This is a genomic window from Alcaligenes sp. MMA (assembly GCF_020907215.1).
In the GTDB taxonomy this organism is placed as follows: domain Bacteria; phylum Pseudomonadota; class Gammaproteobacteria; order Burkholderiales; family Burkholderiaceae_B; genus Alcaligenes; species Alcaligenes aquatilis.
Window position 1 is genome coordinate 44,191 of record NZ_JAJJPP010000003.1, and the last position, 17,398, is coordinate 61,588.

Sequence of the window (17,398 nt, forward strand, 5' to 3'; positions counted from 1 at the left end):
GTGTTTAAAAGGTCTTAGATCTTGCCAACCAGATCCAGGGAAGGAGTCAGCGTCTTGGCGCCTTCTTCCCATTTGGCTGGGCAAACTTCACCGGGGTGAGCAGCGATGTACTGAGCAGCCTTAACTTTGCGCAGCAGCTCGGAAGCCACACGGCCGATACCGTTGTCGTGGATTTCCAGAACCTTGATTTCGCCTTCTGGGTTCACTACGAACGTACCGCGCAAAGCGATACCTTCTTCTTCGATCAGCACGTCAAAGTTGCGCGACAGCTGATGAGTAGGGTCACCGATCATTGGGTAGTTCACTTTGCTGATGGCTTCCGAGGTGTCGTGCCATGCTTTGTGAGCAAAGTGAGTGTCGGTGGACACGGAGTAAACCTCTACGCCCATTTTTTGGAACTCGGCGTAGTTGTCGGCCAAGTCTTCCAGTTCGGTTGGGCAAACAAACGTAAAGTCGGCTGGGTAGAAAACAAAAACAGCCCACTTACCGGCAACGGTTTCGTTGCTGACTTCGATAAATTTGCCGTTGTGAAAAGCTTGTGCTTTAAAAGGTTTGATGACGGTGTTGATCAAAGACATATTTGCTCCGGTGAGTGATTAATCATTGACAGTAAAGCCATTATAGGAAGCCACTGACGATTAGTAAAATTGATTAATGCAATAACGCTCATTGCTATTAGCTATCGCACGTCGCATAAAAACTTCTTTCTATGCGTCGCACAGACTTATGCTAACAGAGCGAGATGACAGTGCAACTATCAGCGTTCAAGCTATAAGGCTACTTCGCTGAGCGCAGGACTGGAGGATTGCTGGGCATTGACTAAACAACGGGCAAAATCCTGCCAAAACTGCGCATCATCGCCTAAAGAAACATTAATGCGCATATAAGTAGATAGTTGCTGTTGCGGACAAAACAAGGCCCCTGGCACCAATAAATGGCCAGGACGCCCCAAAGCGCGCACCAAACTTTCCGTATCCACGCCCGTATCCACCCAAACAAACATGCCCGCCTGGGGCGGCGCGTCCGGAGCCAAACCCAAGTGAGCCAGTTGCTCCAACGTTCTGTGCCTATCGCGATCAGTATGACGACGCAAGCGATCCAGATGCTTGCGATAGGCACCGTCTACCAGCACTCGGTGAATGACCCGCTCACCCAATTCCGGCGAGGTCAGCCCCGCCAACATTTTCAAATTCACCAAAGCCTGTAAAAGCTCGGGAGCCGCTGCCATGTAAGCTACCCGCAAACCAGCAGCCATCACCTTGGAATAGCCCCCTACCAAGGTGACGCGGTTCAACTGGTCCAACTGAGCCAGACGACAGGCAGGACTGGCATGCAGCTCGCTATAGGTATCGTCTTCAATAATGTGAAAGTCCCAGGTCTGAGCCAAGGTCAGAATGCTGTGTGCCGCCGCCGGGCTCAAACTAAAGCCGGTGGGGTTATGCACCACGGTATTCAGAATGACCAGGCGTGGACGATGCTCACGCGCCAGTTGCTCCAAGACAGCCAGATCCGGACCATCTGCACGGCGTGGCACACTGAACACCCGCACATCCACCACAGCCAGACGAGCAAACAGCAAATACCAGGCTGGATCTTCCACAACAACCGCATCACCCGGACGCAACCAATGGCGCAAAAGCAAATCCAGCGCCTGGGTCACGCCACTACACAAGACAAGCTGGGTATCGGGATCCGCCTGTATGCCGCTGTCTTCCAGTTGCCCCGCAATATGCTGGCGCAAGGGACGATAGCCATGTGAATGCCCATAGCCCAGCAAGTTGGAGCCCGCGCTACGGCTGACCTGCCGCAAGGCCGCCAGAATCATGTCGTTGTCCAGCCACTGGCGGGGAATGCCCGCGCTGTCGCTATGCCCCATAAAACTGTTCAGCATCCAGTTCACATCTATCTTGCGTGGCTCATTCTTTTCTACGTGCAAGGATTCGGAACGCAGGCGCCCAGAGCTACGCACCCGCACAAAGAAACCTGAACCGGGTCGAGACTCCACCAAGCCCAAGGCCATCAACTTGTCGTACGCAGCCACTACGGTATGGGGGCTGACCCCAGCAGACTGCGCCAATCGACGCACCGAAGGGAGCCGGCTGCCGCCCCGATAGCGCAAATGCAGGGCTTGCTGCACCCAGGCAACCAACTGATCGCTTAGTGTCACGTCCGAACCCCGCACGGGCTGCCAATCCAACCATTCCATGATGCTGACCTTTAATCGTGAAAACCGACTGTAGCGGTGATGCGACCAATACAGTCTGATCGACTGACTGATGAACTGTATCGTAACTGTACCGCCTATTTATTTTAAGCTCAAAGCTGTGATCAACCTATTTCCTATCCGTGGTGATTTTCATGAGCCGCAGCACCAGCCTTCCCATGCCCAGTTCCACCCCAGCACTGCTGATCTATGTCTACGCTTTTATCGGGGTTATCGTCTTTGCCTTCACCTTGCCCATGACACGGCTGGCAGTGCAAAGCTTTGACCCTTGGCTGGTGGGGATGGCACGAGCCAGTATCGGCGGGGTGTGCGCAGCCCTCATCTTACTGGCCACCCGCAGCCGCCGCCCCACGGCATCGGAATGGCGTGGTATTGCCCTTTCGTGTACGGGTGTGATCGTAGGCTGGCCGGTGTTCTCTTCAATTGCCATGCAGACGGTACCGTCCTCGCACGGGGCCGTGTTAAGCGGGCTGATTCCTCTGGCGACCGCGATTGTTTCCTCGGCCCGTAGCAATGAGCCCTTAAGTCGCCGCTTCTGGATGTTGAGCCTGCTGGGTGCCGTACTGGTACTGCTTTACGCTTTCTATATTGGTGAAGGCGCGCTGCAAACCGGCGATATCTGGTTGGCCCTGGCTGTGTTCATGTCTGGCGTAGGCTATGCCGAAGGTGGCCGTGTGGCTCGCACCCTGGGAGGCTGGCGCACCATTTGCTGGTGCCTGGCCGCCAGCTTGCCGCTGACCATTCCTGCCTCCTTGGGGCTCGCCTTTTCCATGACAGAAATGCCTGCCGCCCAGTCTGTCATGGCCCTGCTCTACCTGGCCCTGTTCTCGTCCTTGCTGGGTTTCTTCCCCTGGTACAAGGCGATGGCCATGGGTGGGGTGGCCCGTATTGGGCAGGTACAACTGGCCCAGCCTTTTCTGACCGTGCTGATCTCCGCCGTATGGTTAAGCGAGCAAGTGGACCTGCTGACCTGGCTGTCCTGCATCGTCATCATTGCCATTATTGCGGCCAGCCGACGCGCCTGAAAACGCAATGACAAGGCGGCTAAATACAGCAAGAGCATATTCACCTAACTAATACTTCGTTCCCAGCGTGGGCTCGCGCAAGCACACTGGCTCATCATCCCATGAACCAATGCAAGGCAATAGCGCGGCCCACGTGACTCCGTTTTGAGCAGGGGCGGTGCTGGTATTGCCGCAAGGACATCTGATCATGCCCGCCCAAGCCCCTGCCGCGATTGCCCTGAGCGCCCGGCCACTGATGCTGTGGAAACAGCTACGCGACGATCTGCGAATCATCGCACGCGAACACACGGATGCCGTTCTGGCCAGTTCCCTGGCCGCCGAAGACATGGTGCTGTTTCATGCCATGTCCATCTACACCCCCGAGCTGGACACGATCACCCTGGATACCGGCCGCCTTCACGCAGAGACCTTGCAACTGGGCCGCCATATCCAGGAGCACTATGAACGCCCCATCCTATTTTTTCATCCTGATCTGGAGCGGGTACAAGAACACGTCCGCACCCATGGCACGCATGCTTTCTACGAAAGCGTGGAGCTGCGCAAGGAATGCTGCGCGATCCGCAAAGTGGAACCCTTGCGCCGTGCCTTGCAAGGCCGATCGGCCTGGATTACCGGCCAGCGCCGCGAACAAACCGCCAGCCGTACCGAGCTGTCCAGCAAGGAATACGACAGCGTCTTTGGACTGCAGAAATTCAACCCCTTGATCGAATGGACTCAGGACGATGTGTGGGCCGTGATCCGTGGCTTGAGCATCCCCTACAACTCACTGCACGACCAGGGCTACCCCTCCATAGGCTGCGAGCCCTGTACGCGTGCCATTCGCCCCGGTGAAGACGTGCGCGCCGGGCGCTGGTGGTGGGAACAGCGCGACAGCCTGGAATGCGGCCTGCATGCCAGCAATCTGAATAGCCGTGTCAACACCTGAAGGAACCCCATGGGCGAACCACTCTCTACCCGTACTCATCTGGACTGGCTGGAAGCCGAGGCCATTTTTATTCTGCGCGAAATCGCCGCCGAAGCTGAAAAACCCGTGCTGCTGTTCTCCGGCGGCAAGGATTCCGCCGTGCTGCTGCAACTGGCCCAAAAAGCCTTTGCGCCTGGCCCGCTGCCGTTTCCCTTGATGCATGTGGACACCGGCCACAATTACCCGGAAGTGATCGAATTTCGGGACCGCCGCGCCGCTGAACTGAACGCCGAGCTGATAGTACGCAGCGTGGAAGATTCCATTGCGCGCGGCACCGTGGTGCTGCGCCACGAGACAGCCAGCCGCAACGGCGCCCAAGCGGTCACCTTGCTGGAAGCCATTGCCGAATTTGGCTTTGATGCCTGTTTCGGTGGTGCCCGCCGCGACGAAGAAAAAGCCCGTGCCAAAGAGCGCATCGTGTCCTTTCGCGACGAGTTCGGCCAATGGGACCCCAAAGCACAACGCCCCGAGCTGTGGCACTTGTTCAACACCCGTATTCACAAGGGCGAGAACCTGCGCGTCTTCCCGATTTCCAACTGGACCGAACTGGACGTCTGGCAATACATCCAGCGTGAAGCCATTGATCTGCCGTCCATCTACTACACCCACTCGCGCGAAGTGGTGGAGCGTCAGGGCCTGATCGTTCCCATCACCCCGCTGACTCCCTTGCTCGATGGCGAAACCCCCGAATGGCGCGATGTGCGTTTTCGCACCGTAGGCGATATTTCCTGCACCTGCCCAGTGCTCTCTACCGCCGCATCCGTGCAGGACATTATTGCTGAAACCGCCTTGGCCACGATTACCGAACGCGGTGCCACCCGTATGGATGACCAGACGTCTGAGGCCTCCATGGAACACCGCAAGAAACAAGGATATTTCTAATGAATACCGTCAATGACGCCTGGCTGCAGGCTGCCGATCAAGGCGTGCTGCGTCTGATTACTGCTGGCTCCGTGGACGACGGAAAATCCACCTTGATTGGCCGTTTGCTGGTGGACAGCCAGGGCGTGTTTGCCGACCAGATAGCGGCCATCCAACGCTCCAAGTACAAGCGCGGAGAGGACGCCGAACCCGATCTGGCCCTGCTAACCGATGGCCTGGAAGCCGAGCGCGAACAAGGCATCACCATTGATGTGGCCTACCGCTACTTCGCGACTCCCAAACGCAAGTTCATCGTGGCCGATACCCCCGGCCACGAGCAGTACACCCGCAACATGATTACGGGTGCCTCCACCGCACAGGCTGCCATCATTCTGATTGATGCACATCGCGCCCAAGACGGAGAGCTACTGACCCAGACCAAGCGCCACAGCACCGTTGCCAAACTGCTGGGCCTGCATCATATCGTCGTAGCGGTGAACAAGATGGACCTGGTCAATTGGGATCAGGCCGTGTTCGACCGCATTCATGCCGCCTATCGGCAACTGGCTACGCAGCTGGGGATTGAACACTTTCACATCATTCCGCTTTCAGCCTTGAAGGGTGAGAACATCACCCAGGCATCGCCGCACACACCTTGGTATCAAGGCTTGCCGCTGCTGCCTTTACTCGAATCGCTGGATCTGCGCGAGAACATTCAGCGCCCTGCCCGATTGTTTGTGCAATGGGTAGCGCGTCATGGTGGCAGCCGCGCTGACGGCTTTCGGGGCTATGCCGGTCAGCTCAATGGTGGCCGCCTGCATGTGGGCGATAGCGTTCAAGTATGGCCTAGCGGGAAAACCGCCGTCATCACACAATTATTTCGCGCTGGCACGGAACAAGGTTCCGTCAGCGACGGGGACGCGGTGACCGTGGTATTGGATCGTGAGTTGGATATTTCACGGGGCGATTTGCTGACACTGGCCCATGAGGACGTCAACACCAGCAAACACTTTGATGCGCAGCTATGTTGGCTGGACGAGCAAGCCTTGAATACCACCCGCTCTTACTGGTTAAAGCAAGGCACTCGTCTGACGCAAGCCAAGGTGCAAGCCGTTCATGCCTTGCGCGATGTACATAGTTTGCAAGAGCAGCAAGCCACCGGCACCTTGTCCCTGAATGATATTGGCCGTGTCAGCCTGGTCAGCCGCGACCTGCTGGTGCTGGACGATTATCAGGATCATTCCAGTACCGGCTCTTTCATCTTGATCGACCCCAGCACAAACCAGACCGTGGCGGCTGGCCTGGTCCAAAAGCGCGTATAAAGACCAGCCTGCGGCAGACCCAAGCCTTGCCGCAGGCACCGCATAGGATCACAACGCCCCTTGCTGTCTGACTGGCTGGAGCTGTCCCGAACCGCGCCTGAGCCTTATAAAGGCCGCCAGCACAATACACGCACTCACGCCCAACGTCATGGCTAACTGATAACGGTACGCCTCCACCATCGCCATATACACCAGCACTGCCAGAATCAGCGTGATGGACAAATAGGTCAGCCAGGGGAAAAACCACATCTTGAATGGCAAATCTATGCCTGCGTTTTCCGCCTGGCGACGCGACAGTAGTTGGGACACGGCAATGACCAGATAAACGATCAGGGCAATCGCCCCCGTTGTGGACAGCAAGAACGAAAACACCTGTCCGGGCAAGAGATAATTGACCAGACATCCTGCAAAACCGGCCAAGGTCGATACAAGCACGGCGTTATAAGGCACACCTTTGGACGATACCCTGGCAATACAAGCAGGGGCATCACCACGGACGGACAGGGAATAAATCATCCGAGAGGCCGTGTACAAGCCGGAGTTCATGCAGGAAGTCACCGCGATCAGCACCACCACATCCACTACCAGCTTGGCCTCGGGCAAGCGAAGAACTTCCAGCGTGCGCTGAAATGACCCCACCTGCATCAGCCTGGGATCGTCGTAACCGACGATCAGCACAATCAAGGAAATCGACAACACATAAAACAGGGAAATACGGTAGACCACCAGATTGGTCGCCTTACGTATCTTTTCCTGGGGCTTATCGGTTTCGGCGGCGGCAATCGTCACGATCTCCGCCCCAAAAAATGAAAACATCGTAATCAGAATGCCCGCCAGCACGGCCCCCATGCCCTGCGGCGCGAAATTGCTGAACACGGGAATCATCGGCACCTTGCCCCCCTCAACCCAGGGCCAGAAACCAGTCAGGGCGCACAGACAAGCCACAATAAACACAATGATGGCCAGCACCTTGATCAAAGCAAACCAGAACTCAAACTCGCCAAAATTCTTGACGCTAAACAGATTGGTCACCGACAAGGCGACCATGATGACAATGGAAAACAGCCACGAAGGGATATCCGGCATCCATTGATGCAGGATATAGGCCCCAGCAATGGCTTCGACGGGAATGATCAAACCCCAGAACCACCAATACAGCCAGCCAATGGAAAAACCCGCCCAGGGCCCGATCGCCCGCGCGGCATAGGTGGAAAATGAACCGCTATCCGGATTGGCGACAGCCATCTCGCCCAACATACGCATGACCAGCAGCACCAATGCTCCCGTCAAGATATAGGACAGTACCGCTGCCGGCCCGGTCTTCGCGATGGCATTGGCCGATCCAATGAACAGTCCGGCACCGATGATCCCCGCGATAGAAATCATGGACATCTGTCTTGAGTTCAGGCCGGGCGCGAGCGCACCCTGGCCTGCCTGTTCAGGCATGGTCATTATTGTCTCCTCGCTTTTTATTCACTGGCGGGTCAGTTCTGACCCACCCGAGGCGCCCCGACGATATGCTTCGCTTGCTATAGGCGCCCGTCACCCAACAGCCAGGCCCTGCCCAGTAGTGGCTCGGGCCCTCCGTCTGAACACTCAAGCAGCGTCAGAGATCGAACTTCACCCCCTGCGCCAAAGGCAACTCCCGGGAGTAGTTGATGGTGTTGGTCGCCCGGCGCATATAGGCACGCCAGGCATCGGAACCGGACTCGCGGCCCCCGCCGGTTTCCTTGTCCCCACCAAAGGCACCGCCGATCTCCGCCCCGGACGTGCCAATATTGACGTTGGCAATACCGCAATCGGAACCACTGGCCGACAAAAACGCCTCGGTTTCACGCAAGTCATTACTGAAAATGGCGGACGACAAGCCTTGTGGAACATCGTTTTGCAACGCCAGCGCCTCGGACAGTTCCTCGTAGCGCAGCACATACAAAATAGGCGCAAAGGTTTCCTGCCGTACCGTATCGGTTTGCCTGTCCATTTCCACGATGGCTGGCCTGACGTAATAAGCCGATGCAAACTCATCCTCCAGTACCCGCTCTCCACCGGTCACCCGCCCCCCTTGAGCACGCGCCGCATCCAGTGCAGTTTGCATCGCGTCAAAGGCGGCCTGATCAACTAAAGGCCCCAGCAACGTTCCTTCCTGCAAAGGATTACCAATCCTGAGCTTGCCATACACCTGCTTGAGCCGCTCCACCAGTTGTTCACTGATACTGCGATGCACAATCAAGCGTCGCGTGCTGGTACAACGCTGCCCCGCCGTCCCGACTGCCGCGAAGACAATCCCCCGGACCGCCAGATCCAAATCCGCATTAGGCGTGACAATAACGGCGTTATTGCCTCCCAGCTCCAGCAAAACACGCCCGAAACGACGCGCCACACGAGGCCCCACTTCCCGGCCCATCCGCGTGCTGCCGGTGGCCGACACCAGCGCAACCCGGGGGTCATCGACCAGTATCTCTCCGGCTTCGCGCCCGCCAATCAGCACCTGGCTCAAGTGCGCCGGCCCGGCCTCATAACGCGCCATTGCCCGCTCAAAGACCGCCTGGCACGCCAAGGCGGACAAGGGTGTTTTTTCGGAGGGCTTCCAAATCACGGCATCACCACACACCAAGGCCAGGGCGGTATTCCAGGCCCACACCGCCATGGGAAAATTGAAGGCGGTGATCACCCCAACCACTCCCAAGGGATGCCAGGTTTCCAGCATGCGATGGCCGGGCCGTTCAGAAGCAATGGTCAAACCATAGAGCTGTCGGGACAGCCCCACCGCAAAGTCGCAGATATCAATCATTTCCTGGACTTCGCCCAAGCCTTCACTCGTGATCTTTCCAGCTTCCAGGGAAATCAACTGGCCCAAAGCCTGCTTCTCGGCCCGCAGTTCCTGGCCCAGCAATCGAACCAGCTCACCTCGTGCCGGTGCAGGCACGGTACGCCACACCTGCCAGGCATCATGGGCACGGGCAATCGCCTTGCTAAGCTCCTGGCTGCTGTGAGGCCGCAGATGGGCCAGAATGTCCCCGTCAATAGGCGAGCGCACCGACATTCCCCCTGGAACATCGAGCGCAGCCGTCACACCCAATTGGGCCAGGGTGGAATGCGCCAGTTCGCTTGTGTGAGTTATGGCTGTGTGAGTCATGCTTGTACCTCATAAAAAAAGTCTGTCCTCAAGACCGACGCTGCCCCTGGACACTGCGGGCACCGACAAGATGCGCCAACTGCGCGCCATATTCATAAACCGCCTCTTTCACCGGCTTGCATGGGACTGGTTTGAGTGGGGACACAGGTAAAGGTAGGTCCTCCACCTTGATCCGACCCAGAATCAAATGCGCCAGCTCGCGCCCAAAGACCGTCCCAGGGGCAATGCCTCGCCCGTTGTAACCACTAAAGGACAGGACCTGTCGCCCCAGTTGGTGCAGGCGGGGCACGGCATCGGAGGTCATCCCTATCCAGCCATACCATTCATACTCAAACTGCACATGCCGCAGGGCCGGAAACAAATGCTGCAATGCGCGTTGCGCCCACGCCGTATGTATCGCCCGTCCACGTTCACGCAATGCCCCCACACTGCCAAACACCAGTCGACCCGCTTGATCGAAACGGTACGAGGATAAAACTGAACGCGTATCCCATGCGCCCTGCCCTCCCGGCAGAATCTGGGCGCGCAGTGTGGCATCCAGCGGTTGCGTAGCCACGTTGAAATACGGCAGCCGCACCAGCTCTGCGGGCAGATCTGACCAGACCTCACTGGTATAGGCATTGGTCGCCACAATGACCCAGGGCGCCAACACTTCACCGTCCTGCGTCTGCAACACCCAGTGCGTGCGGCCGTCCTCAACCCGCCTGACGGCACTTTGCTCATAAATGCGGGCCCCCGCCGTGATCGCGGCCCGGGCCAGACCTCGAACATAGGCTAAAGGCTGGAGCGTGCCCGCGCGCCGGTCCAGCAAAGCGCCCGCATAAGCGGTCGTTCCGGTAGCCGCAGCCACTTGTGTTTGATTGAGCAACTCGACCGGCGCCCCAAGGTCTTGCCATTGGCGCCAACGCTTCCGGATATTACGCAGACCGCCCGCGCCTACCGCACAGTGCAAAGTGCCGGTCTGCACGGCCTGACAATCCATCCGGTGTTGGGCCACCAATTCATACACGGCAGCCGGTGCCCCACTTAACAAATGCAACAGGCGCCCCCCGTAATGCGCACCCAATGTCTTGAGCAGTGCCTCTGGCTCAAGCCACAGGCCAGCATTGACCAGACCCACATTGCGTCCCGACCCTCCAAACCCGATCTGCGCCCCTTCCAGAACCACCACCCGCACTCCGGCCTGAGCCAGATGCAAGGCCGCGGACAAACCGGTGAATCCGGCGCCAATAACCGCGACATCCGCTTGGACAGGGCCTTGCAAACGCTCGCAGACCGGAGCGGGTGGCGCTGAGGCCTGCCAGAGTCCGTGACTGCGCTGGTCCGCTTTCATGCGCCCGACTCCGCCAGAAAGCGCTGATGCAAGGCGTGCTCGGAACGCGTCTGAGCAGCGCGGTAAAGTTCAATTTCGTCCAGCACGGGGCTACCCAGATCACGTTCAAACTCAGATCGGGCCGCCTGCGACACGTAGTTTTTTTGTTCCGCATCGCCCAGATTGGACTGAAAAATCCCCGCCGCGCTAACCGGCAAGAAATCCTCGTAAGTAATGGGGCGCAATGCAACCACGCCACGCTTGATCAAATCAGGCAAGTTCCAGGGCCGGCCGGCAGCCAGTTCCTGCTGCCAGATAGCAGGGTCCCGTGGCTCAAACCGAAAAAAAGCCAGCCCACGCTCGTACATTTCATCGCTGTCATCTGGGAACTGGGCAAACACGTGCTGGAGACGTTCAGCATACGTCTGCGTAGTAGCGGCTTGCTGCCCGGCAGCTCTGGTTTGCGCCAACAAGGAGTCGTAAAGTGCCCGGCCCGCCTGGGTCAAGGCCACGCCGCGTTGCTCTATCTCACCAAAACGCGCGGTATGAGACCCCACCCCAGCCTGACCGACAAACTCGATCTCCTCTTCCAAAGCTTTGAAACTGGTTTGGCGCAACAGAATGGGATGGCGCCTGCGCGGTGGGCCTTCGATCAGCTCTTTGGCGGGAATACCCCGTTGGGGCATGGCCTCTTGTACCGCATCAATATCCAGGGTTCGGGGAGTCAGGTGATTGATATGGGGGCCCTTGAAACACACAATATCGGCCACCAGACGATGTGCCGCATGCAATTTGCGATACGTGTCCTGATCGACAGTCGCTTGGCGATGCCAACGAAATACGGCGGTGGCGGCGGCCACAAATTCCTTGGCCTGCGGTTCGGTCAAGCCACCGGCCACCTGCGCCTGTTCCGCCAACTCCAGCAAGCCGGACGGAAAAATAGACCGTTGCGACAAGATTGCAGCCGCCTGCGCCCGCAGGTTCGCATCCTCTATCAGCTCCAGTCTGAGCAAAGAGGTAAACACCCGGAAGGGGTTGGTTTGTAATGCGTGGTCGTCCACAGGGCGAAACGCGGTGGAGTGAACGGGTACGCCCGCCACCGACAGATCGTAATAGCCAACGGGATACATACCCATGACGGCAAAGATCGTGGCAATCCCTTTGAGCTCCGCCGCGGTACCGACCCGAATGGCGCCGTGGCGCTCCACATCCAGACGGGTCAACTCCGACTGCTGTCGCAAGGCGCTGTGCAGTGCTGGATCATGCTTGAGCACACTGGCGTTGATCTCGTGCACCAGGCTCAACAAGGCCCCGTACTGCGGCACCTCCTGCTGATACATGGCCGACATGGCGCCTGAGAAACGGGAACGGATTTCGTCCTTAGAAACAAAAACAGAGGTGTCCATAGAACCGCCAGCAAATTGCATGACCTGGCGACAAGGCAAGGTCAGTCCATTAGTGAATCACTTCCGTGTACCCGCATGCACTCCTTCACACCACAGTCAGCGGAAGTCCGTCATCTTATAAGCCTGAAATACTTAACTATCTTGCACCTCATTCTGTGAGCACAGGCAAGAGGGGTCAAACGATGATTCCAACTCAAGTCATTCCTAACTAGAATGACTAAACGTTTTCCCTTAGCAAACGAGCATGTCCATTCCCAAACGTTTTCTTCCTCCCATGCACGTCCTGATTGCCTTTGAAGCCGCCGCACGGCTAGGCAGTTTCACGGCAGCAGCGAGCGAGCTGAACCTGACCCAAAGCGCCGTCAGTAGACAGATCAGACTGCTGGAAGGAATATTGGGCGCGGATCTTTTCGTCAGAGAGCGCCAGACGGTTCGTCTGACTCAGGCGGGTAGCACATACGCCCAAGAACTCAGCGATGCTCTTCGACGCATTGCCAACGCCACCCTGGGGTTCAAGGCCAATCCGCATGGCGGAACGCTGAACCTGGCCATCTTGCCCACGTTCGGGACTCGTTGGCTTGCCCCCCGACTGCCAGAATTTGTGGCTGCCTACCCCGGCATCACCATCAACCTGCTGACGCGCCTGCAACCGTTTGACTTTCATATGGAAAATGTGGATGCCGCCATCCATTACGGCCTGCCCGACTGGCCGGGGGCGAATCTGGATTTTCTAATGTCAGAAACCGTGGTGCCGGCCTGCAGTTCCGCCCTTCGCGAGCACTATCAGTTCCAGACGGCCGCTGACTTGCTCAAGGCACCTTTGCTGCATCTGGTCTCAAGGCCCGATGCCTGGGAGCGTTGGTTCAACGCCAACGGCGTGGAGAACGTGCATATTCACGGCATGCTGCTTGATCAGTTTGCGCTGATTACACAAGCGGCTATCTCCAACCTTGGGATTGCCTTACTGCCCACATTTCTGTTCAAACAGGAGCTCAGTCGCGGAGACTTGGTCCTGGCTCTGGACTCACCCTGCCTGAACACGGAGGCTTACTACCTGGCCTGTCCGGCGGGACGCGGCGACTACCCACCATTGATCGCATTTCGGCAATGGCTACAAGCGGAAATCGCGCATGAACGCGCCCCGGACTGAGGCCGGGGCGTCAAACCGCTACGGTGGTGCTATGACCGTTTCCGCACCAAGGCGAGAGACTGCTCGGCTATGACCCGCTCTTCGTTGGTTGGAATGACCAGGACCTTGACCGGACTGTCGTCTGTCGAAATGACGGTTTGTCCTGACTGGTTACGCGTCGGATCAATCCGCACACCCATCCACTCCAGGTGCTTGGCAATACCCGCACGAATAGATGGGCTGTGCTCGCCAATCCCGGCTGTAAACACCAAGGTATCCAGCCCCTTCAAGGCCACACACAAGCCCGCCAGATTGTCAGCCGTGTGGTAGCAAAAGTAGTCCACCGCCAGCTTGGCACGAGGATCGTGCGAGGCTTCCAAAGCGCGCATATCGGCTTGATCGCCGGACAAGCCTTTCAGACCGGACTGGGTATAGAGCACGGACTGGATCTCGTCATGCTCCATGCCCTGCTCCAACATCCACAGCACCACACCGGCATCCAGACGACCTGGACGCGTGCCCATCGGCAAGCCATCCAGCGCCGTAAAGCCCATGGTGGTGTGAACGCTACGACCTTCTTTCAAAGCGCAAGCCGAGGCCCCGGAACCCAAGTGAGCAACGACGACACGTCCGTCGGCCAACTCGGGGAATTCCCGGCGCAAGTGCTGGGAAATATACTGGTAGGACAAACCGTGAAAACCGTAGCGACGCACCCCCTGCTCAAAGAAACGCTCCGGCAAGGCAAAATGCTGCAAATACGGGACATGCCCTTGGTGGAAGGCCGTGTCCAGACACGCTACCTGGAAAATCTCTGGATAGTGTTCAAAAATCACGCGAACTGGGGCCAGATTGTTCTGCTGATGTAGTGGCGCCAGAGGCGACAGGCTGTCCAGATATTCCAGCACCTGCGGCGTCAAAGGCACACTGCTGTCATAGCGAGCGCCCCCATGCACGATGCGATGGCCCACCGCAATAGGTCGGCCATCGACATGCTCCAGCAACCAGCGCGCCACCAAAGCCTGAGCGGTGTGCAAGTCTTTGGCCTGTTCACCATCCAGGTCCTGCTTGATCATGGATTGACCTTGAGCATCCTTGACCTTGAAAGCAGGCTGCTTACTGCCAATGCCCGAAACCTGCCCCCCAAATTCAAAATCCAGTTGGTCGCCCGGCTGAACCTTGTACATATGAAACTTCAGGCTGGAGCTGCCTGCATTAATGACCAGAATCTGCTCGCTCATTAGTGCTTGGCCTCCAGAGCAACTTTACGCTCCAGATAACCGGCGTAAATGCTGGCAACAGCGCAAGAGGCCATGCGGGTCTGGGCACTATCGGCACGGCTGGTCAGAATGATGGGCACGCGTGCGCCCATCACAATACCGGCGGCCTGCGCGCCGGACAGGAAGGTCAGGTTTTTAGCCAGCATATTGCCCGCTTCCAGATCAGGGGCCACCAGAATCTGCGCCTTGCCCGCCACCGGCGACACAATCCCTTTGATACGCGCCGCTTCGGGGCTAATGGCATTATCCAGCGCCAGGGGGCCATCCAGCACACCGCCCGTAATCTGGCCGCGATCAGCCATCTTGCACAAGGCAGCGGCTTCCAGCGTGGTCGGAATTTTTTCTGTGACTTGCTCGACCGCAGACAAAATAGCGACCAGCGGTTTACCCAGGCCCAGGCCGTGGTGCAGATCAATCGCGTTTTGCACGATGTCTGCCTTGGCGCTCAGGTCAGGAAAGATATTGATAGCGCCATCCGTCACAAACAAAGGGACGGGGTAGCTGGGCACATCCATGATGAACACATGACTGAGGCGGCGCCCCGTGCGCAAGCCTTTGCCCTGGGTGCAGAGCACGGCCTCAATCAGCTCGTCCGTATGCAGGCTACCTTTCATCAGCAACTGCGCACGTCCGGCCAGTACTTCTTCTACGGCCCGTTCTGCCGAAGCATGGCTATGAGGAGTATCGATCAAGGTCACCCCTTCCAGGCTGAAACCATGCTCTGCCGCCACGGAATGCAAACGGGCTTGTGGGCCAACCAGCACAATCTCGAACAGACCTTGGGCCCGTGCCTGCAAAGCGGCCCCCAGGGACACATCGTCGCAAGGATGAGCCACCACACAAATCCGACTGGGCTCTTTGCGCGCTTGCTCGATCAATCGGGAATAATGACTGGAAGGCCCAGTGCGATCAGCAGCCGCAAGGGCCGTATCCAAGCCAGCAGGGTGATTCATGATAGATGACTCCTTGGAGATGAATGAAGCTAACCCAACACTAAACCATTTATCTGCCCGCATGTCTTTGATTGCGAACAGGGAAACTTCAACATTTTGTCCATCATTCTTTTAGATACGCCATGAATGAGGCATCAAGATTAAAGATTTAAAAAAATCCGGTTTTGCACAATACAAACCGGACTTTTTATGTTGATGGCTGTTTATTCATCACAATAGCCCAGATCCGCTAGTATCCGGGCTGGGAATTACAGGCCTAATTCACTCAGGCTGGGATGCTCGTCGGGGCGTCGGCCCAAGGGCCAATGGAATTTGCGCTCGGACTCGGTAATATCCAGGTCATTAATACTGGCATGGCGTACCGCCATATAGCCATTTTCATCAAACTCCCAGTTTTCATTTCCATAACTGCGCCACCATTGCCCATATTCATCTTGCCATTCATAGGCAAAGCGCACGGCAATTCTATTTTCATGCCAGGCCCAAAGCTCTTTAATCAAGCGGTATTCACGCTCTTTTTGCCATTTTCGTTCTAAAAAAGAGTGGACCTGATCGCGTCCCTGCGGAAATTCGCTGCGATTGCGCCAGCGCGTATCCACGGTATAAGCCTGCGAAACCTTGACTGGGTCACGGCTGTTCCAGGCATCCTCGGCAGCACGCACTTTCTGGCGAGCACTCTCCAGATCGAAAGGTGGCAAGGGAGGACGTTTATCCATACTGATCTCCTAGAAAACAAGAGTGGACCAGACAGTCTAGCGGCAAAATGCAGGTTGTTTCTTACTGGCCGGAATCGGCCCAGGGTGCTTGCGCAAACCCGGCGATCAGAAAATCAATAAAAGCTTGCACACGCGCCGGACGAGACCGGCCCGGAGGCGTCAGCAGATGCAAGGTCAGACTGGGCAGATCCCATTGCGGCAATACGACTTCCAATTGGCCTTGCTCGAGCATATCGCCCAACAGAAATTGCGGCAGCACGCTTAGCCCCAAGCCCTGCAGCAAGGGCGGGATCAAGGCTTGGGCGTTGTTGACTTGCAAGGCACAGGGCACGGTTTGGGAGTAGTACTCCTCCCCCTGCTGAAAGCGCCAGACACTGCCGCGTCGCTCGTAGGCGTAGCGCAGGCTCATATGCTGGGCCAGGTCGCTGGGGTGAGTGGGTCTACCGTATTTGGCCAAGTAACGGGGGGCGGCGACCAGGCGCAAGCGCAGATTGCACAGACGACGCACCAGGAGACTGGAATCATCCATGGCCGAGATGCGCAGGGCCAGGTCGAAACCCTGTTCAACAATGTTCACCTGGGCATCATTAAAGTGCAGGTCCAGCAGGACAGCCGGGTGCTGTTGCATGAAAACCGGCAGCAAGGGAGCCAGATGCTCCAATCCAAAGGACATAGGAGCGGCGATCTTGATACGGCCTTGCAAGCTTTCTTTTTGATCACGCGCCAAGGCTTCGGCGCTTTGTCCAGCAGCCAGAACGGTTTGGGCCTGCTGCAAGCTGGCTTGCCCGGTTTCTGTCAAGGACAGGCGTCGAGAGGTTCGATGGAACAGGGAAACCTGCAGTTGTTTTTCCAGCCGTGTGATTGCCTTGGAGACGGTGGGCTGGGACAGGCCCAGGACTTCAGCGGCCTGGGCAAAAGAGCCGGTTTCCGCCACGGTGGCGAAGATGGCCCATGCCTGGAGGTCCGGAAGTGTTTTCATATCAATTTTGGAATGAATTCTATGCTATTGATTCTATTTTATTCAATCAGCAAGGCGCCTAGAATTCTTTTTAGTATCCAATATTAAGGAGCGC

Annotated in this window: 15 protein-coding genes; 5 read left to right on the forward strand and 10 right to left on the reverse strand. The window is 57.3% G+C overall.

The window, feature by feature from the left end; translation table 11 throughout:
* Positions 1 to 14: 14 nt before the first annotated feature.
* Both ahpC and LNA76_RS12830 read right to left on the reverse strand, forming a co-directional pair.
* Entirely contained in the window at positions 15 to 578 is a 564-nt protein-coding gene (gene ahpC, locus LNA76_RS12825) for an alkyl hydroperoxide reductase subunit C (RefSeq protein WP_042488726.1), read from the reverse strand.
* A 191-nt stretch (positions 579 to 769) separates the two neighbouring features.
* Positions 770 to 2,206, reverse strand: a complete 1,437-nt coding sequence (locus LNA76_RS12830; RefSeq protein ID WP_230019207.1) for an aminotransferase-like domain-containing protein — start codon at positions 2,204 to 2,206, stop codon at positions 770 to 772.
* A gap of 152 nt (positions 2,207 to 2,358) precedes the next feature.
* Here LNA76_RS12830 and LNA76_RS12835 point away from each other — a divergent pair, with 152 nt between their 5' ends.
* From LNA76_RS12835 to LNA76_RS12850, 4 genes are all read left to right on the forward strand, one after another.
* Complete coding sequence (locus LNA76_RS12835) at positions 2,359 to 3,249, forward strand: DMT family transporter (RefSeq protein ID WP_230019208.1); 891 nt, start codon at positions 2,359 to 2,361, stop codon at positions 3,247 to 3,249.
* Positions 3,250 to 3,436: 187 nt separating this feature from the next.
* Positions 3,437 to 4,174, forward strand: a complete 738-nt coding sequence (locus LNA76_RS12840) for a phosphoadenylyl-sulfate reductase (RefSeq protein ID WP_230019209.1) — start codon at positions 3,437 to 3,439, stop codon at positions 4,172 to 4,174.
* A 9-nt stretch (positions 4,175 to 4,183) separates the two neighbouring features.
* Positions 4,184 to 5,095: a sulfate adenylyltransferase subunit CysD gene (gene cysD / locus LNA76_RS12845; protein ID WP_094197571.1), complete on the forward strand. Its 912-nt coding sequence runs from the start codon at positions 4,184 to 4,186 to the stop codon at positions 5,093 to 5,095.
* The gene (locus tag LNA76_RS12850) at positions 5,095 to 6,396 is read left to right on the forward strand and encodes a sulfate adenylyltransferase subunit 1 (protein WP_094197572.1); all 1,302 of its coding nucleotides are present in this window, start codon (positions 5,095 to 5,097) and stop codon (positions 6,394 to 6,396) included. The genes cysD and LNA76_RS12850 overlap by 1 nt, the downstream gene beginning before the upstream one ends.
* A gap of 48 nt (positions 6,397 to 6,444) precedes the next feature.
* Here LNA76_RS12850 and LNA76_RS12855 read toward each other — a convergent pair whose 3' ends face one another.
* From LNA76_RS12855 to hglS, 4 genes are all read right to left on the reverse strand, one after another.
* Positions 6,445 to 7,848 carry an amino acid permease gene (locus LNA76_RS12855; protein ID WP_230019210.1) on the reverse strand — a complete coding sequence of 468 codons (1,404 nt, stop codon included), beginning with the start codon at positions 7,846 to 7,848 and terminating at the stop codon, positions 6,445 to 6,447.
* A gap of 154 nt (positions 7,849 to 8,002) precedes the next feature.
* On the reverse strand, positions 8,003 to 9,532 hold the full coding sequence (amaB, locus tag LNA76_RS12860) for an L-piperidine-6-carboxylate dehydrogenase (protein ID WP_108728641.1): 1,530 nt from the start codon (positions 9,530 to 9,532) through the stop codon (positions 8,003 to 8,005).
* Between the two features lie 28 nt (positions 9,533 to 9,560).
* Complete coding sequence (locus LNA76_RS12865) at positions 9,561 to 10,865, reverse strand: NAD(P)/FAD-dependent oxidoreductase (protein WP_230019211.1); 1,305 nt, start codon at positions 10,863 to 10,865, stop codon at positions 9,561 to 9,563.
* Positions 10,862 to 12,250 (reverse strand): 2-oxoadipate dioxygenase/decarboxylase HglS, encoded by a 1,389-nt coding sequence (hglS, locus tag LNA76_RS12870; protein ID WP_230019212.1) that lies wholly within the window; start codon positions 12,248 to 12,250, stop codon positions 10,862 to 10,864. Before hglS ends, LNA76_RS12865 begins: the two co-directional genes overlap by 4 nt.
* A gap of 244 nt (positions 12,251 to 12,494) precedes the next feature.
* On the opposite strand from hglS, the gene LNA76_RS12875 reads away from it, so the two are divergent.
* Positions 12,495 to 13,400, forward strand: a complete 906-nt coding sequence (locus LNA76_RS12875) for a LysR family transcriptional regulator (RefSeq protein WP_108728639.1) — start codon at positions 12,495 to 12,497, stop codon at positions 13,398 to 13,400.
* 29 nt (positions 13,401 to 13,429) lie between these two features.
* Here LNA76_RS12875 and LNA76_RS12880 read toward each other — a convergent pair whose 3' ends face one another.
* The 4 genes from LNA76_RS12880 to LNA76_RS12895 form a co-directional block, all read right to left on the reverse strand.
* Positions 13,430 to 14,617 (reverse strand): acetate/propionate family kinase, encoded by a 1,188-nt coding sequence (locus tag LNA76_RS12880; RefSeq protein ID WP_230019213.1) that lies wholly within the window; start codon positions 14,615 to 14,617, stop codon positions 13,430 to 13,432.
* Positions 14,617 to 15,609, reverse strand: coding sequence for a phosphate acetyltransferase (locus LNA76_RS12885; protein ID WP_094197578.1), 993 nt, complete (start codon positions 15,607 to 15,609; stop codon positions 14,617 to 14,619). The genes LNA76_RS12880 and LNA76_RS12885 overlap by 1 nt, the downstream gene beginning before the upstream one ends.
* 248 nt (positions 15,610 to 15,857) lie before the next feature.
* Positions 15,858 to 16,325 carry a nuclear transport factor 2 family protein gene (locus LNA76_RS12890; RefSeq protein WP_121739498.1) on the reverse strand — a complete coding sequence of 156 codons (468 nt, stop codon included), beginning with the start codon at positions 16,323 to 16,325 and terminating at the stop codon, positions 15,858 to 15,860.
* 61 nt (positions 16,326 to 16,386) lie between these two features.
* On the reverse strand, positions 16,387 to 17,304 hold the full coding sequence (locus LNA76_RS12895; protein ID WP_094197580.1) for a LysR family transcriptional regulator: 918 nt from the start codon (positions 17,302 to 17,304) through the stop codon (positions 16,387 to 16,389).
* Positions 17,305 to 17,398: the final 94 nt, after the last annotated feature.